Origin of the sequence: Rheinheimera fenheensis, from assembly GCF_039871805.1 — a bacterium.
Taxonomy (GTDB): Bacteria; Pseudomonadota; Gammaproteobacteria; order Enterobacterales; family Alteromonadaceae; genus Alishewanella; species Alishewanella fenheensis.
The window spans coordinates 80,709-106,959 of sequence record NZ_JBDPJM010000004.1 but is presented as its reverse complement, the minus strand read 5'-3'; the positions used below and the strand labels follow the sequence as shown (position 1 = coordinate 106,959).

General features: G+C 52.2%; 27 protein-coding genes. 24 read left to right on the top strand and 3 right to left on the bottom strand.

Annotated features, from left to right (window positions below; translation table 11 throughout):
- Positions 1-5 precede the first annotated feature (5 nt).
- The 9 genes from ABGI61_RS07800 to ABGI61_RS07760 are packed head-to-tail and all read left to right on the top strand — an operon-like array spanning position 6 to position 8,455.
- Positions 6-758 carry a protein phosphatase CheZ gene (locus tag ABGI61_RS07800; protein ID WP_347599411.1) on the top strand — a complete coding sequence of 251 codons (753 nt, stop codon included), beginning with the start codon at positions 6-8 and terminating at the stop codon, positions 756-758.
- Between the two features lie 15 nt (positions 759-773).
- Entirely contained in the window at positions 774-2,987 is a 2,214-nt protein-coding gene (locus ABGI61_RS07795) for a chemotaxis protein CheA (RefSeq protein ID WP_347599408.1), read from the top strand.
- 12 nt (positions 2,988-2,999) lie between these two features.
- Positions 3,000-4,160: a protein-glutamate methylesterase/protein-glutamine glutaminase gene (locus ABGI61_RS07790; protein WP_347599405.1), complete on the top strand. Its 1,161-nt coding sequence runs from the start codon at positions 3,000-3,002 to the stop codon at positions 4,158-4,160.
- The gene (locus tag ABGI61_RS07785; RefSeq protein ID WP_347599402.1) at positions 4,153-4,896 is read left to right on the top strand and encodes a flagellar motor protein; all 744 of its coding nucleotides are present in this window, start codon (positions 4,153-4,155) and stop codon (positions 4,894-4,896) included. The genes ABGI61_RS07790 and ABGI61_RS07785 overlap by 8 nt, the downstream gene beginning before the upstream one ends.
- Positions 4,897-4,899: 3 nt before the next feature.
- Positions 4,900-5,883, top strand: a complete 984-nt coding sequence (locus ABGI61_RS07780; RefSeq protein ID WP_347599398.1) for a flagellar motor protein MotB — start codon at positions 4,900-4,902, stop codon at positions 5,881-5,883.
- 1 nt (position 5,884) lies between these two features.
- On the top strand, positions 5,885-6,661 hold the full coding sequence (locus ABGI61_RS07775; RefSeq protein WP_008220025.1) for a ParA family protein: 777 nt from the start codon (positions 5,885-5,887) through the stop codon (positions 6,659-6,661).
- A 2-nt stretch (positions 6,662-6,663) separates the two neighbouring features.
- Positions 6,664-7,470, top strand: a complete 807-nt coding sequence (locus tag ABGI61_RS07770; protein ID WP_347599393.1) for a chemotaxis protein CheW — start codon at positions 6,664-6,666, stop codon at positions 7,468-7,470.
- Between the two features lie 44 nt (positions 7,471-7,514).
- Positions 7,515-8,009 (top strand): chemotaxis protein CheW, encoded by a 495-nt coding sequence (locus ABGI61_RS07765; RefSeq protein ID WP_347599390.1) that lies wholly within the window; start codon positions 7,515-7,517, stop codon positions 8,007-8,009.
- Positions 8,010-8,017: 8 nt separating this feature from the next.
- On the top strand, positions 8,018-8,455 hold the full coding sequence (locus tag ABGI61_RS07760; RefSeq protein WP_347599388.1) for a DUF2802 domain-containing protein: 438 nt from the start codon (positions 8,018-8,020) through the stop codon (positions 8,453-8,455).
- Between the two features lie 27 nt (positions 8,456-8,482).
- On the opposite strand, the gene ABGI61_RS07755 is transcribed toward ABGI61_RS07760, so the two are convergent.
- Positions 8,483-8,791, bottom strand: coding sequence for an EscU/YscU/HrcU family type III secretion system export apparatus switch protein (locus ABGI61_RS07755; protein ID WP_347599385.1), 309 nt, complete (start codon positions 8,789-8,791; stop codon positions 8,483-8,485).
- Between the two features lie 10 nt (positions 8,792-8,801).
- Positions 8,802-10,655 carry a flagellar hook-length control protein FliK gene (locus ABGI61_RS07750; RefSeq protein ID WP_347599382.1) on the bottom strand — a complete coding sequence of 618 codons (1,854 nt, stop codon included), beginning with the start codon at positions 10,653-10,655 and terminating at the stop codon, positions 8,802-8,804.
- 66 nt (positions 10,656-10,721) lie between these two features.
- Here ABGI61_RS07750 and ccmA point away from each other — a divergent pair, with 66 nt between their 5' ends.
- The 10 genes from ccmA to ABGI61_RS07700 are packed head-to-tail and all read left to right on the top strand — an operon-like array spanning position 10,722 to position 18,509.
- Complete coding sequence (gene ccmA / locus ABGI61_RS07745; RefSeq protein WP_347599379.1) at positions 10,722-11,420, top strand: cytochrome c biogenesis heme-transporting ATPase CcmA; 699 nt, start codon at positions 10,722-10,724, stop codon at positions 11,418-11,420.
- On the top strand, positions 11,414-12,079 hold the full coding sequence (gene ccmB, locus ABGI61_RS07740) for a heme exporter protein CcmB (protein WP_347599377.1): 666 nt from the start codon (positions 11,414-11,416) through the stop codon (positions 12,077-12,079). The genes ccmA and ccmB overlap by 7 nt, the downstream gene beginning before the upstream one ends.
- 1 nt (position 12,080) lies before the next feature.
- Positions 12,081-12,818, top strand: coding sequence for a heme ABC transporter permease (locus ABGI61_RS07735; protein WP_347599374.1), 738 nt, complete (start codon positions 12,081-12,083; stop codon positions 12,816-12,818).
- 2 nt (positions 12,819-12,820) lie between these two features.
- Entirely contained in the window at positions 12,821-13,021 is a 201-nt protein-coding gene (ccmD, locus tag ABGI61_RS07730) for a heme exporter protein CcmD (protein WP_347599371.1), read from the top strand.
- Positions 13,021-13,539, top strand: a complete 519-nt coding sequence (gene ccmE / locus ABGI61_RS07725) for a cytochrome c maturation protein CcmE (protein WP_347599369.1) — start codon at positions 13,021-13,023, stop codon at positions 13,537-13,539. Before ccmD ends, ccmE begins: the two co-directional genes overlap by 1 nt.
- Positions 13,539-15,497, top strand: coding sequence for a heme lyase CcmF/NrfE family subunit (locus tag ABGI61_RS07720; RefSeq protein WP_347599366.1), 1,959 nt, complete (start codon positions 13,539-13,541; stop codon positions 15,495-15,497). The genes ccmE and ABGI61_RS07720 overlap by 1 nt, the downstream gene beginning before the upstream one ends.
- A complete protein-coding gene (locus tag ABGI61_RS07715; RefSeq protein ID WP_347599363.1) occupies positions 15,490-16,062 on the top strand; it encodes a DsbE family thiol:disulfide interchange protein in 573 nt (190 codons plus the stop codon). Before ABGI61_RS07720 ends, ABGI61_RS07715 begins: the two co-directional genes overlap by 8 nt.
- Positions 16,059-16,514, top strand: a complete 456-nt coding sequence (locus ABGI61_RS07710) for a cytochrome c-type biogenesis protein (protein WP_347599359.1) — start codon at positions 16,059-16,061, stop codon at positions 16,512-16,514. Before ABGI61_RS07715 ends, ABGI61_RS07710 begins: the two co-directional genes overlap by 4 nt.
- Positions 16,511-17,707, top strand: coding sequence for a c-type cytochrome biogenesis protein CcmI (gene ccmI, locus ABGI61_RS07705; RefSeq protein WP_347599356.1), 1,197 nt, complete (start codon positions 16,511-16,513; stop codon positions 17,705-17,707). Before ABGI61_RS07710 ends, ccmI begins: the two co-directional genes overlap by 4 nt.
- A gap of 1 nt (position 17,708) precedes the next feature.
- Positions 17,709-18,509, top strand: coding sequence for an MlaA family lipoprotein (locus ABGI61_RS07700; RefSeq protein ID WP_347599353.1), 801 nt, complete (start codon positions 17,709-17,711; stop codon positions 18,507-18,509).
- A 3-nt stretch (positions 18,510-18,512) separates the two neighbouring features.
- Here the strand turns inward: ABGI61_RS07700 and ABGI61_RS07695 are convergent, their stop codons facing one another.
- Positions 18,513-20,051: a methyl-accepting chemotaxis protein gene (locus ABGI61_RS07695; RefSeq protein ID WP_347599350.1), complete on the bottom strand. Its 1,539-nt coding sequence runs from the start codon at positions 20,049-20,051 to the stop codon at positions 18,513-18,515.
- Positions 20,052-20,270: 219 nt separating this feature from the next.
- On the opposite strand from ABGI61_RS07695, the gene ABGI61_RS07690 reads away from it, so the two are divergent.
- From ABGI61_RS07690 to ABGI61_RS07670, 5 genes are all read left to right on the top strand, one after another.
- Positions 20,271-20,906 (top strand): TonB family protein, encoded by a 636-nt coding sequence (locus ABGI61_RS07690; RefSeq protein ID WP_347599347.1) that lies wholly within the window; start codon positions 20,271-20,273, stop codon positions 20,904-20,906.
- A gap of 35 nt (positions 20,907-20,941) precedes the next feature.
- Positions 20,942-21,514: an RNA polymerase sigma factor gene (locus ABGI61_RS07685; protein ID WP_347599344.1), complete on the top strand. Its 573-nt coding sequence runs from the start codon at positions 20,942-20,944 to the stop codon at positions 21,512-21,514.
- Complete coding sequence (locus ABGI61_RS07680) at positions 21,504-22,115, top strand: hypothetical protein (RefSeq protein WP_347599341.1); 612 nt, start codon at positions 21,504-21,506, stop codon at positions 22,113-22,115. The genes ABGI61_RS07685 and ABGI61_RS07680 overlap by 11 nt, the downstream gene beginning before the upstream one ends.
- A gap of 96 nt (positions 22,116-22,211) precedes the next feature.
- The gene (locus ABGI61_RS07675; RefSeq protein WP_347599338.1) at positions 22,212-24,986 is read left to right on the top strand and encodes a S8 family serine peptidase; all 2,775 of its coding nucleotides are present in this window, start codon (positions 22,212-22,214) and stop codon (positions 24,984-24,986) included.
- 9 nt (positions 24,987-24,995) lie between these two features.
- Positions 24,996-26,171: a serine hydrolase domain-containing protein gene (locus ABGI61_RS07670; protein WP_347599335.1), complete on the top strand. Its 1,176-nt coding sequence runs from the start codon at positions 24,996-24,998 to the stop codon at positions 26,169-26,171.
- Positions 26,172-26,251 lie beyond the last annotated feature (80 nt).

Genomic DNA, 26,251 nt, shown 5'->3' with positions numbered 1-26,251 from the left:
TTGCCATGTCCGTAAGTACGGCGCCTATAATTTCACTAGAGCAAGCCAGAGAGCTGGTACAGCTGCTGGAAATGGGAGAGCACGACAGCGCTAATCAGCTGGTACAGCAGCTTGCTGTACCAGGTTCGTCAGAACTCTTTGCAGAAGTCGGTAAGTTAACCCGTCAGCTGCATGACTCATTGAAAAACTTCCAGATAGATCCCTCGCTGAACAACCTGTTGGAAGAAGATATTCCTGATGCAAAAAAGCGGCTTAATCATGTTATTGACATGACCGAGCAGGCCGCTAATCGCACTATGGATGCGGTGGAGTCCTGTCTGCCTATTGCTGATCAAATTTCACAACAGCTGGCAAAAATTCAACCGCAGTGGCAAAAGCTTATGCGGCGACAGTTGCAGCTGGGTGAATTTAAGGCACTTGTGCATCAGCTGGATGATTTCTTTCAGCAAGCCAACGGTGATTCCAATACCCTCAATTCGCTGTTAACCGATGTACTGATGGCGCAGGATTATCAGGATTTAACCGGCCAGATTCTGCGCCGGGTAATAGAGTTAGTGCGTGAAGTTGAAGAAAGCCTGATTGGTTTGTTAACGGCTTTTGGCCAGTCCAACATGATGATGCAGGCTGAAGCTAAGCCCGCCAGAGCCAAACCCAAAGCCCACGAAGCGGAAGGCCCGATTATCGATGCGGCTGAGCGTGATGATGTGGTAAGCGGTCAGGATGATGTTGACGATTTATTGTCCAGTTTAGGTTTTTAACAGAGGTGTCTTTGCATGAGCTTTGATATGGATGAAGATATACTGCAGGACTTCCTGGTTGAAGCCGGCGAAATCCTCGAGTTATTGCAGGAGCAGCTGGTAGAACTGGAAAATAATCCCGACGATGCCAACCTGCTTAATGCCATTTTCCGTGGTTTCCACACGGTAAAAGGCGGTGCCGGCTTTTTGTCACTGACCGAACTGGTTGACGCCTGCCACGGCGCCGAAAACGTATTCGACATATTGCGCACCGGTAAACGACGCGTAACACCTGAGCTGATGGACGTGATTTTGCAATCACTAGACAGCATCAATGCGATGTTTGTTGAAGTGCAAAACCGTCAACCGTTGACGCCGGCTTCGCAGGCCATTCTTGATGCACTGCATTATTATAGTGAGCCCGAGTCCAGCACTGCTGCTCCGGCACCTAGCGTCACTCAGGCACCAGTGGCGCCCTCACCGGCACCCGCACCAGCGGCCGAGGTTAAACCGGCAGCAGAGCAAGCGGCATCAGGGGATATCGATGAGATCACCGAAGAAGAATTTGACCGTTTGATGGATGAGCTTCACGGCAAAAAAGCAGCACCCAGTGCTTCATCAGCTGCAGTCACCCCCCCTGTTAGTGAAGTCAGTGCTGGCGGTGACGATATTACCGATGATGAGTTTGAGGCCATCCTCGATCAACTGCATGGTAAAGGCTCTTTCATACCAGACTCTGTTGCTAAGGCTGAGGGCAAAGCTGCGCCGGCAGAAAAAGCAACACCGACAAAAAATGCAAACAGCCAGGCCAGCAGTGGCAAAGCCGATGATGAAATTGACGATGCCGAGTTTGAGGCCTTACTTGACCAATTACATGGCAAAGGTAAAGCTCCCGCAGCAGTTACCCCCTCTGCCGCTGTGACGCCTGCTAAAGCAGAACCTGCAGCCGCGCCGAAAGCGGCCGCACCGGCACCTGCACCTAGTGCTGCCCCTGCAGCGCCGGTTGCTGCAGATAAAGCCGCCGCTGCTCAGCAAGCGGCACAGGCTGAGACCACAGTGCGGGTTGACACCAAGCGGCTGGACCAAATTATGAATATGGTCGGCGAGCTGGTGTTGGTGCGTAACCGTTTGGTGAGCTTGTCCGGTACCGTACAAAACGAAGAGATGAGCAAAGCCATCTCTAATCTGGATGTGGTGACTGCTGATATTCAGGGCGCGGTGATGAAAACCCGCATGCAGCCGATTAAAAAGGTATTTGGCCGCTTCCCCCGTGTGGTACGTGATTTAGCCCGTTCACTGCAAAAAGACATTGAACTGGTACTGGAAGGCGAAGAAACCGATTTAGACAAAAACCTGGTCGAGGCCTTAGCCGATCCTTTGGTGCACTTAGTGCGCAACTCTGTCGACCACGGTATTGAAATGCCGGAAGTGCGGCAAAAAGCCGGTAAAAAGCGCACGGGTACGGTTAAGCTCGCTGCGGCGCAGGCCGGTGACCATATATTGCTGACCATCCACGATGATGGTGCGGGTATGGACCCGGAAAAGCTAAAAGGCATCGCTATTAAGCGGGGCATTCTGGATACTGATGCTGCTGCACGGATGTCGGATACGGAAGCCTTTAACCTCATTTTTGCGCCAGGCTTTTCCACCAAGGAGCAAATCTCCGATATATCCGGCCGCGGTGTCGGCATGGATGTGGTGAAAACCAAAATTACCCAGCTTAACGGTACTGTGCATATTCACTCGAAAATGGGTGAGGGCACTTTACTGGAGATTAAGGTGCCGCTGACGCTGGCAATACTGCCAACCTTAATGGTGGTAGTCGGCAAACAAACCTTTGCCCTGCCGCTGGCGGGTGTCAGTGAAATATTCCATCTGGACCTAAATAAAACCAACGTGGTGGATGGTCAGTTAACAGTGGTGGTGCGCAACAAAGCCATACCGCTGTTTTTCCTCGAGCACTGGCTGGTCAAAGGCTCAGATAAAAAACGCCGTCGTGAGCAGGGCCATGTGGTAATTGTGCAGATTGGCACCCAGCAAGTTGGCTTTGTCGTTGACTCGCTGATTGGCCAGGAAGAGGTGGTAATTAAACCGTTGGACGCCCTGCTGCAAGGCACGCCGGGTATGGCGGGCGCCACTATTACCTCTGACGGTGGTATAGCGCTGATACTGGATGTACCTAACCTGCTGAAGCATTATGCGAAGAAATCAAAAATTAAGTTTGATCGCTTCAATAAAATGCACGCCTAAAGAGAGAGCATTATGGCGATTAGGGTGTTAGTGGTTGATGATTCGAGTTTTTTTCGCCGCCGGTTAACGGAAATATTGGCGAAGGATGGCGATATCAGCATTATCGACACGGCGATAAACGGTCGTGAGGCGGTAGATAAAGCCCTGGCATTAAAACCCGATGTCATCACCATGGATGTGGAGATGCCGGTGTTAGATGGCATCTCTGCAGTGCGCGAAATCATGGCGCAGCAACGTGTTCCTATTCTGATGTTTTCCTCGTTAACGCATGAAGGTGCCAAGGCAACGCTGGACGCGCTGGAAGCGGGCGCGGTCGATTTTTTACCGAAAAAATTTGAAGACATTGCCCGTGATAAAGACGAAGCCGGCACCCTACTGCGCGAGCGGGTGCGGGCGGTCGCACGTAAACGGCAGCTGGGCCGGCCTACTTTTAGCAGCACCTTTAGCAACAACACCTTACCCCATACTGATAGCAGCCTCAGTAGCAAATCTGCCGAGCGCCCGGCGCTGAGCCGCAGTAGCCTGGAGCGGCCACGTTTGACTGAACGCGTGGCACCGGCTGCCAGTGCTGGGCGTTACAGTGCCAGCGGCAAAAGTTACAAACTGGTGGCTATTGGCACCTCCACCGGCGGACCAGTCGCGCTGCAGCGTATTATTACCAGCTTACCGGCTGATTTTCCGCTGCCAATAGTGCTTATTCAGCATATGCCGGCAGCCTTCACCGGTGCTTTTGCCCAGCGGCTAAATACGCTGGCCAAGATTGAAGTACGCGAAGCGCAAGATAACGATGTGCTGCGACCCGGAGTGGCTTACCTGGCACCGGGTGGTAAACAAATGTTGATCGAAGGCAATGAGCGCGATGCCCGTTTGCGGATCAAAGAAGATGACTCGCCACGCATCACCTTTAAACCCAGTGTAGACATTACCTTTGCCACTGCTGCCAAAGCCTTTACTGACAAAGTGCTGGCGATAGTACTCACCGGTATGGGTTCGGATGGCCGCGAGGGGGCACGGTTATTAAAACAAGCTGGCTCAAGAATTTGGGCGCAGGATGAAGCCAGTTGTGTGGTGTATGGCATGCCACAGGCCATAGCAGCCGCCGGCTTGATGGATATGGAAGTGGCGCTGAATGATGTCGCAAGCCGGCTGATAACGGAAGTGACCAATGGATAAATTGGCGATAAGTGGCTTTGTGTTAGCGCTGCTGGCGGTAGCGGGTGGCTTTGTCATTGAAGGTGGCAGTTTAAGCACCTTAATCCACTTTCCCGCTTTTTTAATAGTGTTTGGTGGTACCTTGGGCGCGGTAATGCTGCAAACGCCGCTAAATCAGTTTGTGCTGGGGCTGAAAATGTTACCCTGGGTGTTTCGTCCATCAACCTTACCGTTACACCACACTGCCGAGCGTATTGTGCACTGGGGCAGTGCCGCCCGCGGCAGCGGATTTCTGGCGCTGGAAAATGATGCATTGGCTGAGCAGGACCCGTTTTTACACCGAGGGCTTAATTTACTGGTTGATGGTGTTGAGCCACAGGTGCTACAAGACACTCTGGATGCAGAGCTGACGCTGGAACGCGAGCGTTTACTGCGTGGGGCGCGTATTTTTGATGCCATGGGTGGCTACAGCCCCACCATCGGTATAGTAGGTGCCGTGCTTGGGTTAATTCAAGCCATGGCCAATATTTCGGAACCGCAACTCTTGGGTATGGGCATTGCTACGGCCTTTGTTGCTACTATTTACGGCGTCGGTTTTGCCAACCTTATCTACATCCCTGTGGGCAACAAGTTAAAAAGTCTGGTGCAACAACGCACCTTGTATCATGAGCTGATTGTCGAAGGTCTGGTGTCCATTGCTCATGGTGAAAACCCGCGCAACATAGAGCGTAAGCTGGCCGCTTACCACCCGGGTTAAGCTATGTACCGGCACAAGCAGCAGCATCAACAGATAGAGCAAGAGCAGCTGGATCGCTGGCTGGTGTCTTACGCTGATTATATGACCCTGATGTTTGCACTTTTTGTCGTGTTGTATGCCATGTCAATTATCAAGGAAGAAGAATATAGCGTACTGGCCGACAGCCTGACCAAGTTGTTTGAAAAGCCCGCTCAATCCGGAACCGGCCTGCCGGGCAACTCCGTGCTGACGGTGCCTGCCCCACAAAGCGAATTAGACTTACACGGCAGTTCGTTAGACAGTGCTAAAGGCCCAACCTTAGTTGCTGATGCGACCCGCTTGTCAGAGGTGTCAGAGCGGCAACTGGGTAGCCCGTTACAATCAGTTGAACAACAGCTTAGAAAAGCGCTGGCTAATCTATTGGAACAGGGGTTAGCCAAGGTACAGCAAGATGATAACTGGCTCAGTATTGAGCTTAGCAGCGGTTTGTTGTTCGCCAGTGGCAGCGCCACTACCACTTCGTCAGCGCAAACACTGCTGGCAGAAATTACCCGCATTATTAACCCGATTAATAACTACATTCGCGTGCGCGGTTACACCGACGATCAACCGATAAACAACGAGCTATTCGCGTCTAACTGGGAGTTGTCGGTGAGCCGTGCTACCTCGGTATTACGTCTACTGGAACGGCTGGGCACTGCCCCACAGCGCATGGCAATAGAAGGTTATGGCCAGTACTACCCCTTTACGCCTAACGACAGTCCTCAGGGCCGTGCGGCTAACCGTAAGGTGGTAATTGCTATCTCGCGTTATGGCTATATAGCGCAAGATGCTGCAGCCGTTAGCCAGGACGATGCCGCAGCCAGCGAAGCCTTGCAACAGCAATTAGAGCAAGTGTCACAGCAAGATGGTAGTATCAGGGTTATTGCGCTGCCGGGCGGGGGTATTCGTATTACTACCCGTGAAGACAACCCCGATGCCGAGCCAGAAAAACAACAGGAACCCTAACGTGGTTATTTGGACCGTTGCTAATCAAAAAGGTGGGGTAGGCAAAACCACTACCACTGTTACGCTGGGTGGCCTGCTGGCACAGCGTGGGTATAAAGTGCTGCTGGTCGACACTGATCCGCACGCATCGCTGACCTATTATTTTGGCATAGACGCTGAAGAGCTTGAAGTGAGCGTGTACGACATTTTTATCCGTGGCAAAGATATTCGCAGCGAAGAAATTCTACAGGCACTGTGTCCAAGCGGTATGGCAAACCTGGATATACTGCCATCCTCCATGTCATTAGCAACCCTGGACCGCACTTTAGGCAATAAAGGTGGTATGGGATTGATGCTGAAAAAAGCGTTGCAAAAAATCAGCAAAGAATATGACTATGTCCTGATCGACTGCCCGCCGGTAATGGGCGTGTTGATGGTCAATGCCATAGCAGCGTGCGACCGCATTTTGATCCCGGTACAAACGGAGTTTTTGGCATTAAAAGGCTTAGAACGCATGATAGCGACTATGGCTCTGATGCGCACTTCGCAGCAAAAAGACTATGCCTATACTATTATTCCAACCATGTACGACAAACGTACCAAGGCCTCACTTGAAGCTTACAAAGAATTAAAAGCGAAATATCAGGACAAGGTGTGGTCGGCAGTGATCCCGGTTGATACCAAGTTTCGTGATGCCAGCTTGGCGCAAACACCACCGAGTGAGTTTGCCAATTCATCGCGTGGGGTCTTTGCTTACAATACCTTGTTAACCTATTTACTGCAGTTGTCGGCGGAGTAGGCATGAGTAATTTAATCGCCAGTCAAAAAGTGATGCAGCATTATTTGTCGGCGTTATTAACCGAAGAGGATACGCCGGAAGCTGCGCCGCTGGCCGACGAGAAAAAGCAGCAACTAAACCAGTTACTGGCGCAGGCGGCAGTGTCAGCGCCGCCAGTTGAAACTACTGCAGCTAAAGTGGTGGTGCAGGAAAAGCAAGCCCTAACAGATAACACTGCTGTTGCACTAGACACGCTAAAAGCAAAATTTGCCGCCGCAGAGCAGGCACAGCAGCTTCAACAGCGCCAGGTGCCGGTCGCCGAGCGGCTTGCGCCTGTCGCGCCTGTTAAACCCGTGGAGGCCAAGCCAACAGAGAAAGCTTACCGTCAGGGCCGTTTTCAGGCATTGTTTTTTGATGTGGCGGGTTTAAAAGTCGCCGTGCCGTTAAAAGAGTTAGGCGGTATCCATCAGCTGTCAACGATTAACAGCCTGATTGGTAAACCGCAGTGGTTCAAAGGCGTGATGCTGTACCGGGAGCAAAAAATTAATGTGGTGGACACCGCGCGCTGGGTGATGCCAGAAAAATATGACCAAACTATGCAGCAAACGCTAAACTATCAATATGTTATTATGCTGGGTAACAGTAATTGGGGGCTTTGTTGCGAAAATCTGGTAAATACCTACATGCTGGAACAAGATGATGTGAAATGGCGTGAAGCCGAGGGAAAAAGGCCCTGGATGGCTGGCGTCATTAAAAAGCATATGTGTGTATTGATCGACATCGAAGCCATGATCGAATTGTTAAACCGTGGTCAGGATATCAGTGCGTAAAGCGCCAGGCCTAAAGCGCCATGGCATGAAGACAGGAGCTGTACATGAGTGAATTAACTAAGCAATCGGTAAAAAAGGCTGAAGCCGCCGATGTAGTGTTACAGTGGGTTACGTTTAAGCTGCAGGAAGAAACCTACGGCATAAACGTCATGCAAGTGCAGGAGGTACTGCGCTATACCGAAATTGCGCCGGTACCGGGCTCGCCCGATTATGTGCTGGGCATTATTAACCTGCGCGGTAATGTGGTTACCGTCATCGATACCCGTTCCCGCTTCGGTCTGGAACCGGCAGATGTCACAGACAACAGCCGGATAGTGATCATCGAAGCGGATAAGCAGGTGATCGGTATTTTGGTCGATAGCGTGGCCGAAGTGGTGTACCTAAAAGCCTCTGAAATTGATACGGCACCTAATGTCGGTACCGACGAAAGTGCCCGCTTTATTCAGGGCGTATCAAACCGCGAAGGCGAATTGCTGATCCTGGTTGATTTAAACAAACTACTCAGTGATGAAGAGTGGGATGAGATTAGCTCAATTTAAGGCAACCTATGTGGCTTAGTCTGACAATCCATACCACGCTGCTACTGGTCGTTGCTGCGGGTATTTTCTGGTGGGTAAGAGTACAGCAGCGACAATCGCAGCAACAACAGTCACAGTTGGAGCAGCGACTGGAGTACAGTGCACAGCAATTAGCGCAAAGCCAGTTAGAACTGCAGGAATTACGCTCAGGCCTTATTGGTGTTGGGCAGCGGGTGCTTCAGCTGGAAGCGGCGCTGGGGCAGGTGAGTGATAACTTAAGCCTGAGCGTGAAACAACTGGAAGAAAAGCAGCAGGCGATGGAGCTGACCGATCCCGAGTCAAAAATATACAGCAGGGCGATGAAAATGGTGCAGCTGGGCGCAGATCTTGACGAGATCATGCGTGAGTGTGAGCTGCCGCGGGCTGAAGCGGAACTGCTGTTTAATTTGCATCAGGCAAAAAGTTAATACAGTGTATTAATGGCGTGGCATGTCTCAGGTTTTAAAATCGACACGCTGGTGGATATTGTGCCAGTTTTCCGGAAACTTCCCCTGCAACACATACGAAAACGCAATAAGCTCAGCAATCACCACATATAACGCCGGCGGGATCTGATCCCCAAGCTCCAATTGGCTGAGGAGTTTATTCAGCTCTTCGTCCTGATGTACCAAAATGCCATGTTGTTGTGCCATGGCAATCATTTCCTCTGCCAACTTGCCATGACCGCGCGCGGTAACGGTAGGTGCTGCTTTACCCTGATATTGCAGCGCGGTAGCGCTTTTCTCTTTAGTATTCTCTGTCATGCTGCCTGCCTCATACTTTGATGGCCAGTAAACTGTTGGCACGCGGTAATAGCGACTCGGGAATTTTACCCAGTACACATTCGGCTTGCTTTACTTCCAGCCCCTGCATTTTACAGCGATCTTTTAATATCGGTAAAAACTGCTCTGTCAGTGCCAGGGCCTGGGGTTGTTCGGTGTAAAACTGCAGCTGTAATTGCTGCTGTTGTAAGCGGGCTATTACCAGCATTGCGCCTAATTGCTGCAAATTAAAGCGCATCGTCAGCTGCCACATCTTCTGTTTGCTGCCGTCTTGTTTGCCATCAGCGTCACGCTGCTCTATCTGCAGCTGGCTAAACACGCTTTGACCGCCTTGGTTAAGCGGCAGCTGCAGGATCAGCTGCTGCTGCACCTGGGTGCTGCTATCCAGAGTGGCTAATTGGCTTTGCTGCAGTGTGCTGCTGTGGCTGGCCAGCTGGCGTAATAAGTTACTGGCTTGTTGTGGCTCCAGCGTGTTAACTAGCTGCGACAGCCGTTGGTTAGCCGGTGTTTGTGCTGCCGGCACCGGTTTTTGCAGCAGATGACCCAACAACAGCTGAATGGCAACCGCCAGTGTGCCGCCGCTGGTTTGCAGACTGGGTTGGCTTTGCAGTGGCTGAAACTGCAGCAGGCTAAGCAGCTGCGGTAGTAGCTGCTGCGCGTTGGTAACTTTAGCGCCATCGAGCTGGCTATGGCGTATTGTCTGTAATAGCTGCTGCACAGGCTCAGGCAGATCCGACAAACTGGCCAGCGGATCAATACTGGAAGGCAAAACCGGCATTAAATGGCGCCATGCCTGACTCAGTGCAGTGCTGCTCAGTTGCGCTGTGCTGGCCACCGTATTGCTTGAGGCCATCGCTGGCGGGCCAACTAATTGCAACGGTCGGTTAAACTGGCCGGCATCTACCGATAAACTGGTTTTGACACTGGCGGGCTGTAGCACTAACTGCCAGTTTGAGCCTTGCTGCTGCAGTTGCAATTGTTGTACTTGATGCGCGCTGCCGGGCGGCAGCTTTAATGTGCTAAGCAACGGCAGTTGGCTTAAGGTGGCTGGCCGCTGTTGGTTAAACAGCTGTACCAACTGTTGTAATAACTGTTGTTGCTGCGGTTTGTCCAGTAAAGAGAGTGGTGTGCCACTGCTGTTACCGGGTAGTAGTAAGCGGGCACGTAGTTCGCTGTTGCTACTGTGTAACTGTAACAGCACCGTCAGTTGATTAGATTGGCTGTGTTGTAACAGCTGGTTCAGCTGCTGCTGAGTTTCTTTGGCGATGCTAAGCGGCGCCAGCATGGGTAGCTGAATACTGCCGGCTTTCACCGGAGCCACTGCAGAGCCGGCCGTGGATGACAAAGCAGCAACAGGCAGCCTGGCACTGACCAAGACTGCACTTTGCTGCGCTGTTTCAGCCTGGGCGCTGTTCGTACCGGGCGTTTGTACCGGTGAAGCACCACTGGCACTTTGGAAAAACTGCAATAGCAGCTGGCGCACCTGTGCGGCCGATAATGTCAGGGTCTGTGTCGTCTGGCTGTTTTGCAGGTTAAGCCGGATCTGGTTATCGGCAGTTAACGTAAATTGCACCTGTACCGGCAACTGCAACCCTGCGCTGCTGGCAGGTAGTCGGCCTGGCATGGCAGCCGGTTGCAACAGCGGCTGTAACCGTGCAGCCTCAGCAGTGCTAAGTGTTAGCTGCAGCGGCGCCTTGCCAGCACCGAGTTGTAATCGGGCGCCACCATCCGGCAGCTGCTGCAATTGTGCTTGATACACCTGCGCCAGCACCAGCTTTACGGTGCCACTGTCAGCTTTACCGCCGGCAGACAGCCTGAGCAAGTTGTCCAGATTGATCTGGTTCATAGTTTTACCCGTTTTCGCCTGGTCTGACGCCCTGTTACATTCGTATTATGCCGGCATTATGGTAATATGCGCGCAATTTTTACCGTCGTCGATAGCTTAGGTGCAGTGAATATACCACAACCATTTTCCGTATCGCCCGGCGAGATTTTGCTTGAAGCCAAAAGCTTAAGCTGTATCCGCCAGGACAGAGTGTTGTTTGAGCAGCTAAGCCTTACAGTGCATGGCGGTGAGCTGTTGCAAATTGCCGGTAAAAACGGTGCCGGTAAAAGCTCTTTACTACGCTTGCTAGCTGGCCTGGCACATCCCGACGAGGGCGACATTTATTACCGTCAGCAGCCGTTGGCCCAACAAGCTGCCGACTACGCCACCGACTTATGTTATATCGGCCACCAAAGCGGTATTCATGAACAATTAACCGCGCTGGAGAATCTACGTTTCTGGCGTGCCGCGGTCCAGGCAGCAGCAGGCGATGATTATGCGTTGCTCGGCCAGCTGGGGCTGGCCGGGCTTGAAGATATTCCCTGTAGAATGTTGTCGGCGGGTCAGCAGCGGCGGGTGTCATTGGCGCGTTTATGGTTTAGTCAGGGCCAACTTTGGATTTTAGATGAGCCTTTTACCGCACTGGACCAAACTGCTATTGCCTTGTTACAGCAACATTTTTTACAGCATTTACAGCACGGGGGCAGTATTGTGCTGACCACGCACCAAAGCCTGAGTCTGCAGTATGCGCAGCTTAGTAAACTGGAGCTGGCCTACCGATGGTAAAACTGGGTGTGTTTATTCAGCGCGAGCTGCGCCTACTGGCCAGGCAAAAAGCAGACTGGTTAAACCCGGTGCTGTTTTTCATTATAGTGCTGTGTTTATTTCCGCTGGGCGTCGGGCCAGAGCCTAACCTGTTGCGGCTGATGGCGCCGGGTATTGTCTGGATAGCCGCACTATTAAGTGTGCTGCTGGCTGCTGAGCGGTTGTTTAAAGATGATTATCGCAATGGCGTCATCGAGCAGCTGGTCGCTGCGCGTCAACCGCTGCTGAGCTTTGTATTGGCGAAACTGGTTACTAACTGGCTGAGCACCGGCCTGCCACTGGTGCTGTTATCACCCCTGGTAGCGTTATTGCTGAATTTAGAAATGCCAGCCTTTGTCGCGCTGCTGCTTACGTTGCTATTGGGGACGCCGCTGTTAAGTCTGCTGAGTGTGTTAGGCGCAGCCCTTACGGTATCGGCCGATAAAGGTGGTATTTTACTGGCACTGCTGATTTTGCCGCTGTATATTCCGCTACTCATTTTTGCCAGCGCAGCAATGGAAGCGGCCACGATGGCGCTGCCTTATCACGGTCAGCTGGCGATTATGCTGGCCATGTTGTTATTTGCACTGGCGCTGGTGCCGCTGGCGGTGCTCAGTGCCCTTAAATTAAATGTGAGCTGATATGTTTAAATGGTTACATCCTTTAGCGAAGCCTGAAACCGTTTATCACCTGTGTGGCCGGCTTTACCCCTGGTTAATGCTGCTGGCCATTACGCTGCTGCTGCTGGGTAATATCTGGGGCCTGGCATTTACCCCGCCCGATTATCAGCAGGGCGACAGCTACCGTATTATTCATATTCACGTACCTTCTGCCATCATGTCGATGGGTACCTATTCTGCTATGGCCATAGCGGCGTTTATTGCGCTGGTATGGCAGGTAAAAGTAGCGCAGTGGTCAGTGCTGGCCATAGCGCCTATCGGTGCGGTATACACCGCTATTGCACTTATCACCGGTATGGCTTGGGGCAAGCCAATGTGGGGCACCTGGTGGGTGTGGGACGCACGCTTAACCTCAGAGCTTATCCTGTTATTTTTATACCTGGGCGTGATTGCCTTAAGCGGTGCTTTTTCTGACCGGCAAACCGGTGCTAAAGCATCGTCATTACTTGCTGTGGTGGGCGTAATTAACCTGCCAATTATTCATTTTTCGGTCGAGTGGTGGAACACTTTGCATCAGGGCGCGTCTATTACCAAGTTTGCCAAACCGTCAATCGATCCCAGCATGTTGTGGCCGCTACTGATCAGCATACTGGCGTTTAAGGTATTGATGTTGGCACTGTTATGCCTGCGCTTGCGTACTGCTATTTTGCAGCACGAACAGCACAGGCCATGGGTTAAAGCTTTGGCCGGAGCAAAATAACGATGCATTTTCAGTCTTTCAGTGAGTTTTTGGCTATGGGTGGTTATGGTTTTTTCGTCTGGTTGTCCTTTGGCGCGACCTATGCGTTGTTAGTGGCGTTGGTGGCCTACAGCCATTTTCAGCAGCGTCAGAGTTTAAAACAACTGGCGGACAAGCTGGCCCGCGAGCAACGTATTAAGCAGTATCAGGAGTCCTCATCATAATGCAAACCCGACGTCAGAAACGCTTGTGGGCGGTGCTATTGGTCATCGGCCTGCTGGCAGGTGCAGTAGGCGCCATGCTGTACGCGTTGCAGCAAAATATTGACTTATTTTATACGCCCTCACAGCTGGTTGAGGGGTTGGGCAAAGATAAAGTAAAACCCGTGGTGGGCCAGCGCCTGCGCATTGGTGGCATGGTGGTAGAAGGTTCGGTAAAACGTGACCCTCAGTCGCTAAAAGTCAGTTTCGACTTAGTGGACACCGGCCCCATCGTCACCGTCACTTATGAAGGCATCTTGCCCGACTTGTTCCGCGAAGGGCAGGGCATAGTGGCGCAAGGTATTTTAGTGGATGAAACCACTATTGCTGCCACAGAAGTGCTGGCTAAGCATGACGAAGAGTACATGCCACCTGAAGTAGCAGAGGCATTAAAGGGTATCCGTCATGTGCCTCCGTCAAAACAAGACTTTCCCGCTGCAAGCAGCGAGACGAATAGCAGCAGTACAGAAGGGCGCTACTAATGATTGCTGAAGCCGGTCAGCTGGCGCTGACATTTGCTTTTGCGCTGGCTCTGTTGCTGGCGCTGGTGCCTTTGTATGGCAGTTTTGTTGCCAATCAGCGCATGTTGCTGCTGGCCAAACCGTTGGCATTCGGACAGTTTATCTTTTGTTTGCTGGCAATGTCGGCACTCATTTACGCCTTTCGCACCAGCGACTTTACCGTCATTAACGTGGCACAAAACTCCAGCTCTACCTTACCCTGGTATTATCAAATTACCGCCAGCTTTGGCTCGCATGAAGGTTCAATGTTGTTATGGGTGCTGATGCTGGCGGGCTGGACAGCCCTGGTGGCGCAATACTCTAAAGCACTGCCATTACTGCTGCAGGGCCGTATTCTGGGTATTTTGGGCATTATTTGCGTTGGCTTTGTCGCCTTCTCGCTGTTTATGTCTAACCCGTTTGAGCGCAGCCTGCCATTCTTCCCCGTTGAAGGGCGTGATTTAAACCCTTTGCTACAAGACTTTGGCATGATAATGCACCCGCCCACGCTGTATATGGGCTATGTCGGTTTTGCCGTGGCCTTTGCCTTTGCGCTGGCGGCGTTGATCAGCGGCCGCTTTGACAGTGTCTGGGCGCGCTGGGTTCGGCCTTGGGCGCTGTCTGCCTGGCTGTTCTTAACCCTGGGCATTATGCTGGGCAGCTGGTGGGCCTACAAAGAACTTGGCTGGGGTGGCTGGTGGTTCTGGGACCCGGTGGAAAATGCCTCCTTTATGCCCTGGCTGGCCGGCACGGCACTTATTCATAGCTTAGCGGTAACAGAGAAGCGCGGCACTTTTAAAAGCTGGACGGTGCTGTTGGCACTGGCGGCCTTTGCCCTGAGTTTAGTGGGGGCTTTTTTAGTGCGCTCCGGTGTGCTGGTGTCGGTACACTCTTTTGCCACCGATCCGGGCCGCGGCATGTATTTATTGGTGTTTTTACTGCTGGTAGTCGGCGGCTCCTTGTTGTTGTACGGCAGCCGGATGAACTCGGTACGCTCGCAGGCGCGCTATCAGCTGTTCTCGCGTGAAATGATGCTGTGGGGCAACAACGTATTTTTGTTAACGGCCTGTTTGATTGTCTTTTTGGGCACGCTGTTTCCGTTGTTTCATAAAGAGTTGGGCCTGGGGTCTATCTCGATTGGCGAGCCGTTTTTTAACCAGATGTTTTACTACCTGACCATTCCGTTTGCGCTCATGTTGGGCTTAGGCCCCTGGGTGCGCTGGAAGCAGCAACAGGTTGTGCCGCTGATTAAACCGCTTGGCCTGGTAGCCATTGCAACACTGATGTTGGCCTTGGGCACCCTTGCGCTTATGCAAAGTGTACAAGCCAATTTAGCCCTGCTCGGCTTGTTGCTGGGAGCCTGGGTGGGCGTCTCTGCTCTGGCTGAAGTCATGCTGCGCCTAAAGCAGTTTGGCTCAGTAACGGCCGGAATTGGTAAGCTTAACGCCAGCCATTATGGTATGACACTGGCGCATATCGGTTTTGCTGTACTGGTGATAGGCGTTGCAATGACCAAAACCTACACCGTAGAGCGTGATGTGCGCATGCAGGCCGGCGATACGGTAACAGTCTCAGGCTATGATTTTACCTTGCAGGAAGTGTATGCGCTTAATGGCCCCAACTATGGCGGCGAAGCGGCAGAGCTCGATGTGCATAAAGACGGTAACTTTGTCACGCATTTACACGCCGAAAAACGCTTTTACCGTATTCAAAGCACCATCATGACCGAAGCCGCTATTCATGCCCGTTTAAGTCGTGACCTTTTTGTCTCACTGGGCGAAGCACTGCCTGGTGATGCCTGGGCGCTGCGTATTCATGTAAAACCCTTTGTCCGCTGGATTTGGCTCGGTGGCTTGTTGATGTCTCTGGGCGCGCTGGTGGCGTTATGTGACAAAAAATACCGGCGTAAACTTACCGGTCACGGAGAAGCGCATGCGTAAGGTATTATTTTATGCGCCACTGTTGGCCTTTCTGGCATTGGCGCTGTTTTTACTCAGTGGTTTGTTTTCTGATCCACGTGAGCGCGCTTCGGCCATTGTTGATAAGCCGCTGCCAGAATTTGCGCTGGCCGATTTAATGCAGCCAGACAAAATCTGGACCGCTGAGGCATTAAAAGGCGAAACATTTTTATTGAATGTCTGGGGCGTCTGGTGCCCCACCTGTAATGCTGAACTGGATTACTTAACGGAGCTGCGTGAACAGGGCGTGAAAATTGTTGGCCTGTATTACGAACTGCCACGCGATCCGGCATTTGATGCGCCCTTTGATTTGAGCGTGCTGCAGCGCGAAGTCAGCGAAAAATTACAGCAAAACGGTAACCCTTATCAGTTTAATATCCTCGATTTAGACCGCAGCCTGTCGTTGGATTTAGGCGTAAGCGGCGCACCGGAAACCTTTATTATTGACGCCAGCGGCACCGTACGGGCGCATCACATCGGTGATATTAACCCTCAGGTGTGGCGCGCTAAGCTGGCACCCTTGTACCAGCAGTGGAGTCAGCCATGAGAATCACGGTTATCATGCTGTTTGTTAGCTTTTGCACATTGGCGCAAGACATACGCCCGTTTGACAACGAGCAGCAGCGCCAGTTATTTAACCAGCTCACCGAAGAGCTGCGCTGCCCGCAATGTCAAAACCAGAATATCGCTGACTCTAATGCCATAGTCGCAGTAGATATGCGTGAGAAAACGTATCAATTGGTGCGCGAAGGCAAAGACCGTGCTCAGGTACTGGATTATATGATTGGCCGCTATGGCGACTTTGTGCACTATCAGCCGCCGGTTAACCGTTTCACGCTGTGGTTGTGGCTGGCGCCACTGTTAATGTTGGTGCTGTTGTTGGCGGTAGGAGCTTATCGCCGTGCCAGCAAAAACAACGATGACGAACTGGCAGCCAATACACCGTCAGCTTCAGAGTTAGATACCTTGATTGATCGTTACCGGAGTAAAAAACCATGATGGCGCCGTTGTTGTTAACTGCCCTGGCGATGTTGCTTGTTACGGCGCTGTGTTTGTTCTGGCCCAGGCGTGCATACAAGCAACACACGCAAACGCCGGCGCAATTATTTGAAGAACGCCTGCAACTGCTGGCGCTGGCGCGTGATAGTGGCGAGTTGGCAGAGCAGGATTTTGACGCGGCTGCACAAGAGCTGAAAACACAGTTTTTATCGCAGCAACAACAAGCGCAGTTAAGTCAACCCGGTACAGGTTGGCGTTTACCGCTGGCGTTATTGCTGGTGGTGACATTGTTAGTCGGTGGTATTTATGCCGTGACAGGCCACTACCGGCAGCTTGATGATTGGCAGCAGGCGCAGCAGCAGTTACAGCAGTTTGGCGAGCGGGCGCTATTGGGGCAGGGTGAGCCGTTATCTGAGCAGGAAATGGAGCTGTTTGCGCTGGGGCTGCGCACCCGGCTGGCTAATGAAGGTGATGACGCTGTCGCCTGGATGTTGCTTGGACGTATTCGTCTGTCGCAGGGTGCGGCAGAGCAAGCGGTAGCCGCTTTTGAGCGCGCGCTTAAGCTGTCGCCCGAGCGGGTACCACTACTGCTAAGCTATGCCCAGGCGCTGATTTTACTCGGTGATGATAACAGCCTGGCACGCGCTGGTCGTGCGGTTGCTCAGGTGTTAACGCGCGAGGCCAGCAACACTGATGCGCTGTCACTAATGGCACTTATCGCTTACGAAAAGGGCGATATGGCCGAGGCTACCAGTGCCTGGCAGTTACTATTAAAACAGTTACCAAAAGAAGATCCGCGTTACGCGGCGGTGCAGCAGCGCTTAACCGAGCTGGGTGTTGATATTCAAGCCCCAGGGCGGCAGATCACGGTAAACCTGTTTGTCGACCCAAAATTAAAGCAAGCCAACCCGGATGCCAGCCTGTTTTTATTTGCCCGTGCTACAGAAGGCCCCGGTTTGCCATTGGCAGTGCAGCGCATTCCCCTGCCTGAAGGACAGCTGCAACTGGTGTTAAACGAGCAAATGGCAATGCAAAGCCAGTGGACGCTGGCCAGCGCCGATAAGGTGCAGGTGGTGGCGCGATTGTCACAAAGTGGCACAGTAGAGCTGCGCCCCGGTGATATTCAGGTAGAATCCGGTGTGCTGGATCTTACTGCTAATGTCCTGACTATTTCTTTAACCCTGGAACCCTGATATGGCTGATCCTTTACTGTTGCGCTGTGTGCTGGTTAGCACAGCCTTACTACTGTCGGCCTGCGCGTCAAAACCGGCACCGGATGCGCAGATCCAAAACCAGACTCAACATCAAAGCCCTGCTGTCTATACCGACAGCCGCGATCCGCTGGAAACCATCAACCGGCCGTTGTGGGACTTTAACTACGATATTCTGGATAAATACCTGTTGCGCCCCGCCACTGTGGGGTATATGACAGTGGTACCCAAACCGGCGCGCAAAGGTCTGGTAAATGTGACGGACAACCTCAGTGAGCCGGCCAGTTTTGTCAATGGCGCCTTGCAAGCGAAACCCGACCGCGCTGCTATCAGTGCCGGCCGCTTTCTGGTGAACAGCACGCTGGGTTTGTTTGGTTTGTTTGACGTGGCCAGCGCTATCGGTCTGCAAGAGCAAGATGAAGATTTCAATCAAACGTTGGCGGTATGGGGGGTAGGTGATGGTGCTTACCTGATGTTACCCGCACTTGGGCCGACTACAGTGCGCGGGACTGCCGGTGGCGTAGTGGATAACCTATATTTTCCGTTGGGACTACTCAATACACCCTTATCAATTACCCGTGCACTGATAGGTGCACTGGATAGCCGCGAACAGTTAATGTCGATGGAAAGCTTACTGGAAGAATCCCTAGACCCTTATGCCTTTGTTAAAGAGTCTTACTTTCAGCGCCAGGAGTTTGAAATATACGATGGCAATCCACCTAAGCCAGAAGAGCCAGAGGTGGACGAAAGTGTCTTTGACGATCTGCTAGATGATCTGGAATAGCGCCTAGCGCTTAAAGCCAATACGAAAGCCCCCCCAGTGCCGGCCGTCAACATAGATCGGCACTGACAGGTCATGCAAAATTTCACCGGTATCACGCTTATAGGTTTGCAACAACATGCTCTGAGTATGGCTGCCGCAGCGGCTACCGGTGCGATCGCTAAAAATGCGCTTACTGCGATTTTGCAGTAAATCCTTGTCGTAATTACCCGTCAGCGGCTGGCTGAATTTATTATTGTGGGTTGGCGCATAGCCTTTGCGATCGACGGTAATGGCGTACTGCACCTGTTTATGCCGGGCTAAAATAGGCTCCTGAATAGCAGGCAAACACTGGTCGGTAAAACGATCATAAGCGGTGTGGTATTTCACCGGGTTAGTGCCGCTAATTTGCTCATAGCGTTCTGCGAAAAGCGCATCCTTATTAAGCTTACCCTGCGCAATAGCATCGCTAAATACCTGACCAATTTTAGTTGCAGCTTGCTCGGCTTCAGCCAAAATAGCGCTGTAGAAACTATGATCGCTAAGACTGTTCAGTTCGCGGTAAATACTTTCAGTCTCTTCTGACAAACCAATAGCCTGCCCTGCGACCGAGCTGCCTTTCTGGCTAATGTTGGCAAGCGTCTTACTAATGCTGTCAACCGATTGCGCCAGGGCAATACTGGTTTGGTTTAGCTCACTACTGGCTTGCTCTATCTGGGCGAAGGTGCCAGACGCTTCGGCAATTTGCTGGTTTATTGCGGCAAAGCCCGCTGCAACCTGGCTTAGTTCCTGTTGCACCTGGGCGCCACCTTGCTCCAGTTGCTGCATTTGCTCAGCGGTGTGCTGGCTTTGCTGGCGAATATCGCCCAGCATCTTAGCAATATCTTGAGTGGCGCCGGCGGTTTTGCCGGCCAGCGTGCGCACTTCGTCGGCTACCACGGCAAAACCACGGCCTTGTTCGCCAGCACGAGCCGCTTCAATAGCGGCGTTTAATGCCAGCAGGTTGGTTTGCTCGGCTACGGTATTAATCACATCAGTAATACGCTGAATATTTTCGCTGCTGCTACGTAACTGCTGTAAGTCGGCGGCAGCCTGGCTTACCGCCTGCACCAGACTGTTAATGCTCTCTACCGCCGTCTGCAGCCTGGCGTCGGCGTCATCCGATGCACCGGCAGTTTGCTGCAAGGTGGCGCCGATAGACTGCAACGAATGGCTAAGCTCTGTGCTGGTGCTGGCCAGCGTATTGCTGACATCGGCTATTTTGCCGCTGTCTTCACTGCTATGGCCGATATCTTTCATCAGGCTGTCGATATAAAACGACACTTCAGCGGCGCCTATTGCCATTTTTGACGTGGCGCCGGTAATGTTATCGGCGGTGGCAGCCAGCTGCTCTTTTAGCGTGTTATCGTTAACAACCGGTGCAGGCTTTGGCCAGTACAAATAAACCACTAAGATTACAGCACCCGCCGATAAGGCCCAGATCATGCCGCCCACAAAGAACAGCACCGCCTGCAGCACAATAAATACAGCAACCAGTGCTGCTGGCCGAAAAGTGTGGTTAAGCATAAATTCCTCTTTTTTACAACAATGTGCAAACAAGTAACACTATAGCGAACTTTGCAGTTTTCGCAGTTATTCGTCTTAAGTCAATTAGCCAAAACTAAAACAAGACCAAAGTCTTAGTGATATATTTGACCTTGAAAATCAGGTAAAAAAGTTTAACCCCTTTGCCGGCGCTGGTGCGTCTAATTACTGCAACCAGCTAAATTACATTAAGGGGACTGTATGATAACCACCGTTAATCAACTTCAGCCGACACCACCGCAGCTTCGTTATATCAGCGCAACGGTAATGGCGCTGCTGGTTACCTTCGCTTTATTTGCAGCGATGCAGCAGCTGATTAAAACCCGAGCAGTAGCGCGTGTCGAACCTGCGGCGCACAATCCGGTAGAGCTGTATAACCCGCCAAACGAAACAGAACCGATTAATCGCCAACCGCCCCCGGTAATGACGCCGCCGCAGCCGTTACCCAAAATGCAACCTATAGTGGACCCAACGCCCAATATTACGCCTGGTCCGATAACACTGACGAAAGTAGAGATACCAACACAGGGTGGGCCTAATCACAGTTGGACCCAAGCCGATCGCGGTGCCACCCCTTTGGTGCGTGTAGAGCCGCGTTACCCAACCGAGGCGGCGCGTGATGGTATCAGTGGTTGGGTACAACTGGCCTTTACCATTGACACCACCGGCGCGGTTATCGATGTACGTGTTATTGCAGCAGAGCCAGCCAGGGTATTTGAGCGCGAGGCAATAAGAGCGCTGCGCCGCTGGAAATATCAACCCAAGGTGGTGGAGGGTGTTGCGGTTTTGCAACCCAATATGCAAGTACAGCTCGATTTTAACCTGCAGGCAGACTAGGCTCAGGTTATGGGGTAAGCACAAGGAGCAGTCGCATGGCATTATCCTTTTTACTTAATCAGTTTGGTTACACCGAGCACAGTAGCGAAAAACTGTATGCGCTGTACTGTGACACCGCGGATCCTGCTTATTTACAGCAGCTTATTGCTCGCTATGGTGATGCCCTGTACTACTTTTTGCTGCGCCAGACCGATGCAGCGCTGGCTGACGATATCAGCCAGCAATGCTGGTTAAAGCTGCTGGAGCAGCCGGGTAATTTTGCCAGCCGCAGTAGTTTTAAAACCTGGTTGTTTACGCTGGCGCGTCACTGCCTGATTGATGAGTTGCGCCGGCAAAAGTGCGGTGTTAGCGATGATGTTATCGATGTCATGCTGGTGGGAGAAACCTGTCCGCTTGCGCGGTTGCAACAGCATCAGCAGCAGCGGCAAGTCAAATTGCAGTTAGACCAACTGCCTTTTTTGCAGCGCGAGGCGCTGATGCTGCAGCTGGAGGGCTTTTCTTTGGCACAAATCAGCCAAATCACTCAGCAGGGCGAAGAAACGGTAAAAAGCCGGCTGCGTTATGCCCGTCAACAGCTACATAGGTTAAGCGGAGAGCATGATGAATAAGCCGGACCCGTTTGAACAACACCTTAAGCAGCAGTTTCAGCATGACAAAGCCTGTCATCCACTGCCGCGGCCTATCGTTAACCGGGTGCTGGCTGAGGCGCGTCGTCAGCAACAGCGTAAAGGCCTTAAGCGTATCGGCTGGCCGCAGCTTTGGCGTAATACCCAACTGGCACTCAGTTGTGCCTTACTTGTGCTACTGGGTTACTTTCTGTTGCCTGTGGCACAACAGCCAAAGTGGCATTATCAAATAAGCTACGCTCAGGATGCGCAGTATCGTCAAATACAGCATCATACTGCCGGCAGTGCACCGGGCAACGCCACAGCCCTGGCGCAAGCACAGCAGCAATACCGCGAGGCCGGGGCAAACAGCAACGCTTTTTACGCCCAAACCGGACTGCTGAGACAAGAGCAGCAACAGTGGCATATTCAGATCTGTGATGAGCTGCTCTTGACCATCGACAAACAGCTGCTCAGTCAAATTGATCTAACTATTGACCGCAGTGCATTAACGCCGCAATGGGTTGAGTTTACGCTGAGCTCTGATGGCACACTGCTTGCTATAAAGCCGGCGCAGCAGGCGCTGCAATGCCCACACAGCTAAACAACCGCCCTGTAATCGCTGTAAAAAAGCATTGCACCTTTTGCCTTTGGCTGGCGTACTATTAACCAATGCAAATAGCAGCTGTGGAGCTTCGTTATGCTAAAACCGGTAGTAATATCCTTATGTGCGCTTCTGGCAACAGTGGCAACAGCAGCAGAGCGCGACTCAGCGGGCGCACCCAACCGGCTCATTATTACGTTGGAGCAGGGCATATCGGCACAGGCAATACAGCACGATTTGCACCGACTATCAGCAGTGAGCACTGGCAGCGATAGCCCTGCTGACAAGGTTAATAACCCGCGTGCGGTTAAGCGGTTTACTCATCTGCCGCAACTTGCCCTGGTCACATTAACGCCCGGCGCCAATATGGCCGACGCGATTGCGCAATACGCCAAGCTTCCCGGGGTAAAAGCCGTCGAGCCTGATTATCGGCTGCGCACCACTCAGAGCAGTAATGATCCGTTGTTTAACCAGCAGTGGCATTTGCAAAACAGTCCGGGTATTAATGCGCAAGCCGCCTGGGATAGCACTACCGGCGATGCCCAGGTCATAGTGGCGGTAATCGATACCGGAGTCGATTACATGCATCCGGATCTGAGCGCCAATATGTGGCAGAACACAGCGGAAATTCCCGGTGATGGTATCGATAACGACGGCAATGGCTATATTGATGATATTTACGGCATTAATCCTGCTGATGATAACGTTGACCCGATGGACGAGGATGGCCACGGCACCTTAGTTGCCGGCATTATTGGTGCAGTGGGTGACAATAGCACCGGGGTTGCCGGCGTCAACTGGTCAGTGAGTTTGTTACCTTGTCGGTTTATGGACGTTAACGGCGAGGGTTTTATTAGTGATGCCATCGCCTGCCTGGATTACATACTGGCGCTGAAACAGCGCGGCGAAAATATTGTTTCCACCAACAACTCCTGGGGCGGGCCACAGTTTTCTCAGGCACTGTACAATGCGGTAGAAGCACATTATGACGCCGGCATTTTGTTTGTTGCCAGCGCCGGTAACGACAATACCCAGGCGCCGTTTTATCCGGCTGCATTCGACTTACCCAACGTTATCAGCGTGAGTGCGCATAGTGACGATGGCAGTAAAGCAGATTTTGCTAATTTTGGTCGCAACTGGGTCGATTTATCCGCACCGGGCGTCGGCATTTACACCACAGATCTGGATAATCAGTACAGTTTGGCATCCGGCACCTCTATGGCGGCACCTGTGGTAACGGGCGTTGCTGCGTTGCTAAAAGCTGCTGAGCCCGGCCTGAACGCCAGTCAATTGCGTGGTCGGTTGTTAGTGTCCGGCGTGGCGGCAACCGATGCGACCTTACTTAATCAAACCGCCACCGGGCAGTTGCTGCTGGCCAGCGGTGCAGATCAAAGTGGGGCGTTAGAGTGCGCAGATAAGCAGCTTAGCCGCCGGTTGTTACCCCTTACCGATACGGTCTTTCTCAGTGCCGGTGATACCTTATCTATCGAAGTGTTAAGTCTGGACTGTGGCGGCAACAGCATCAACACCACAGTCAGCATTGTGCAGAACGGCGCGCCGGGCGGTGCAGTCGCCCTGAATGACAACGCGCAGCAGCAGGACAAGTTTGCCAACGATGGTATTTACAGCGGTAGCTTTACCTTTGATGGTACTGCCACTGAGCTGCAATTTGCTGATGGCTCAGTGCAGGTGCTACTGCGTGACGATAACTTTTGTGCCGCGAACAATGTCAGCGAAATCCCTTTGGCCGAATGTGAGGCGCTGGTACAGCTGTATTACGATACCGGCGGGCAAAGCTGGTTAAATAGCACTAACTGGCTACAAAACAATACGCCGTGTAACTGGTTTGGCGTAGCGTGCAGCAGTGGCCGGGTGGCAAGTTTAAATCTGTCAGACAACGGCCTGGTAGGTCAGCTGCCCACGAATTTTAATCAATTATCGGCACTAACTGAGCTTGACGTCAGTTTTAATGCGCTGCAGGGTAACTTCCCCGCGGCTATTTTGCAGCTGACGCAGCTTAGCCGGTTACAACTATGGAATAATGCTTTTGAAGGCAGTATTCCGTTAGGCCTTGCTAACTTAACGGCCCTGACCGAGCTCGACTTATCCTTTAACCGCTTTAACGGCAGTTTACCCTCTGGTCTTGGCAATTTGCCGCTATTGCGCGAGCTGTTTGTGGAAAACAATTATTTAAGCGGTACTGTGCCCTCTACGTTGGGTCAGCTTAGTCAGCTACAAATATTGTGGCTGGAAAATAATGACTTCAGTGGCACCTTGCCGACAACGCTGACCAATTTGAACCAGCTGCGCGCTTTTAGTTTCGCCGGTACTGAGCTGTGTGCACCGGCAACGGCTGATTTTGGCAACTGGCTGGCACAAATAGAGCAGCTGTTTATTAACACCGATTGTGCCAATACGGCGCCACAAGTGTCGGCCGGCAGTGCACAAACCGTGAGCAGTGGCAGTGTGGTCACGCTTTCGGGCAGTGCCAGCGACAGCGACTTTAATGTGCTCAGCTATCAATGGCAGCAGCTATCCGGCCCATCGGTTAGCCTGAACCAGGCCGATTCGCTCACCAGCAATTTTACTGCGCCAGCAGTAACAAGTAGCACCAGTTTGCGCTTTCGCTTAACGGTGGACGATGGTATTGCCCAAAGCAGTGCTGAAGTCACTATCACCGTGCAGCCCGCGTCGGGAGGCGGCAGCGGTGGTGGCGGTAGCTCCGGTGGAGGTGAGTCTGGTGGTGGCAGTTTAGGCGTTATCAGCCTGTTGTTACTGGGGCTAATATTGCTAACAAGGCTTGGCAACAAGGGCCTGACTGCCTACAATGCCAGGCCGGTTGCAGCGCTAGCAACGACAAAACACGGATAACTACACAGTGTGAAACAGTTTTTTTATGCCGTAGCAGGCTGTTTACTCTTAACCAAACCCGTGCTGGCCAGCAGCGAGGTAACCCCGCAATTGTTGGCACCACTGGTGGCTGATTTTGATCAGTATTACGCCGCCAAACTGGCAGAGCACGATATTCCCGGTGCTGCTTATGCCATAGTGCACGGCAATAAAATTATAGCTACCGCGGGTTTTGGTGTGCGTCAGCGCGGTGGCAAAGAGCCGGTTGATCCCTACACCGTATTTCGTATTGCTTCGGTGTCAAAAACCTTTGCCGGTGGTCTAAGTAGCATGCTCGAAGCTGAAGGCCACTTCAGCTGGGACGATAAGCTGGTGCAGTATCTGCCGGGCTTTTCGTTTAAAAGCAAAAAATATAATCAACAACTTAAACTTAAGCATTTGCTGTCACAAAGCACCGGTGTAATGGCAAACGCTTACGATAACCTGATTGAAGCCAATGTACCGCTGGAACGGATCCTGGCGCAGTTTAATAAAATTGACCCACTGTGCGCTCCGGGTAAGTGCTACGGTTATCAAAATGTGCTGTTTAGTTTAATTGAACCGGTAATGCAGCAGGCTACCGGAAAAACCTATGCGCAGCTGTTGCAAGAGCGTATTTTTACCCCATTGCAGTTGCCCACCGCCTCGGTTGGACTGGATGGCTTTTTCGCTACCGCAAACCGGGCGATGCCCCATGTAAGAGCCCGGGGTAAATGGCATGAAACCAAGGTAGCTGAAAGCTATTATCGTTTTGCCCCGGCTGCGGGGGTTAATGCCAGTGCCATAGACTTAGGCTACTGGCTCATTGCCCACCTGGGACATAACCCGCAAGTGATGCCTGACCAGTTGTTGGCCACCATTAGCAGTAAACGGATAAAAACCCGGCGTGACTTGCGCCGGCGGGAGTGGCGCCGCTACCTCACCGACGCGCACTATGCGCTGGGCTGGCGCGTATATCAGTTTGGCCAGGACACCCTGATGTACCACGGTGGCTGGGTACAGGGCTACCGCGCTGAGATTGCTTACTCTCGCGAGCATCAGTTAGGGCTGGTTATGTTGATGAACGCCGAGTCTAACGTGATTAATGAAATGGGCACCTACTTTTGGTCAGGCATGCTCACCGCCATCCATCAACAGCGACAGGAAGCCAAAGCGCTGGCAGAGTGAATACGTATTCAACTTGTTCGTTCCCCAAATAACAGCTATTAATCTTAATCGATAAAGATTAAAACTACAGTAACGGCAAC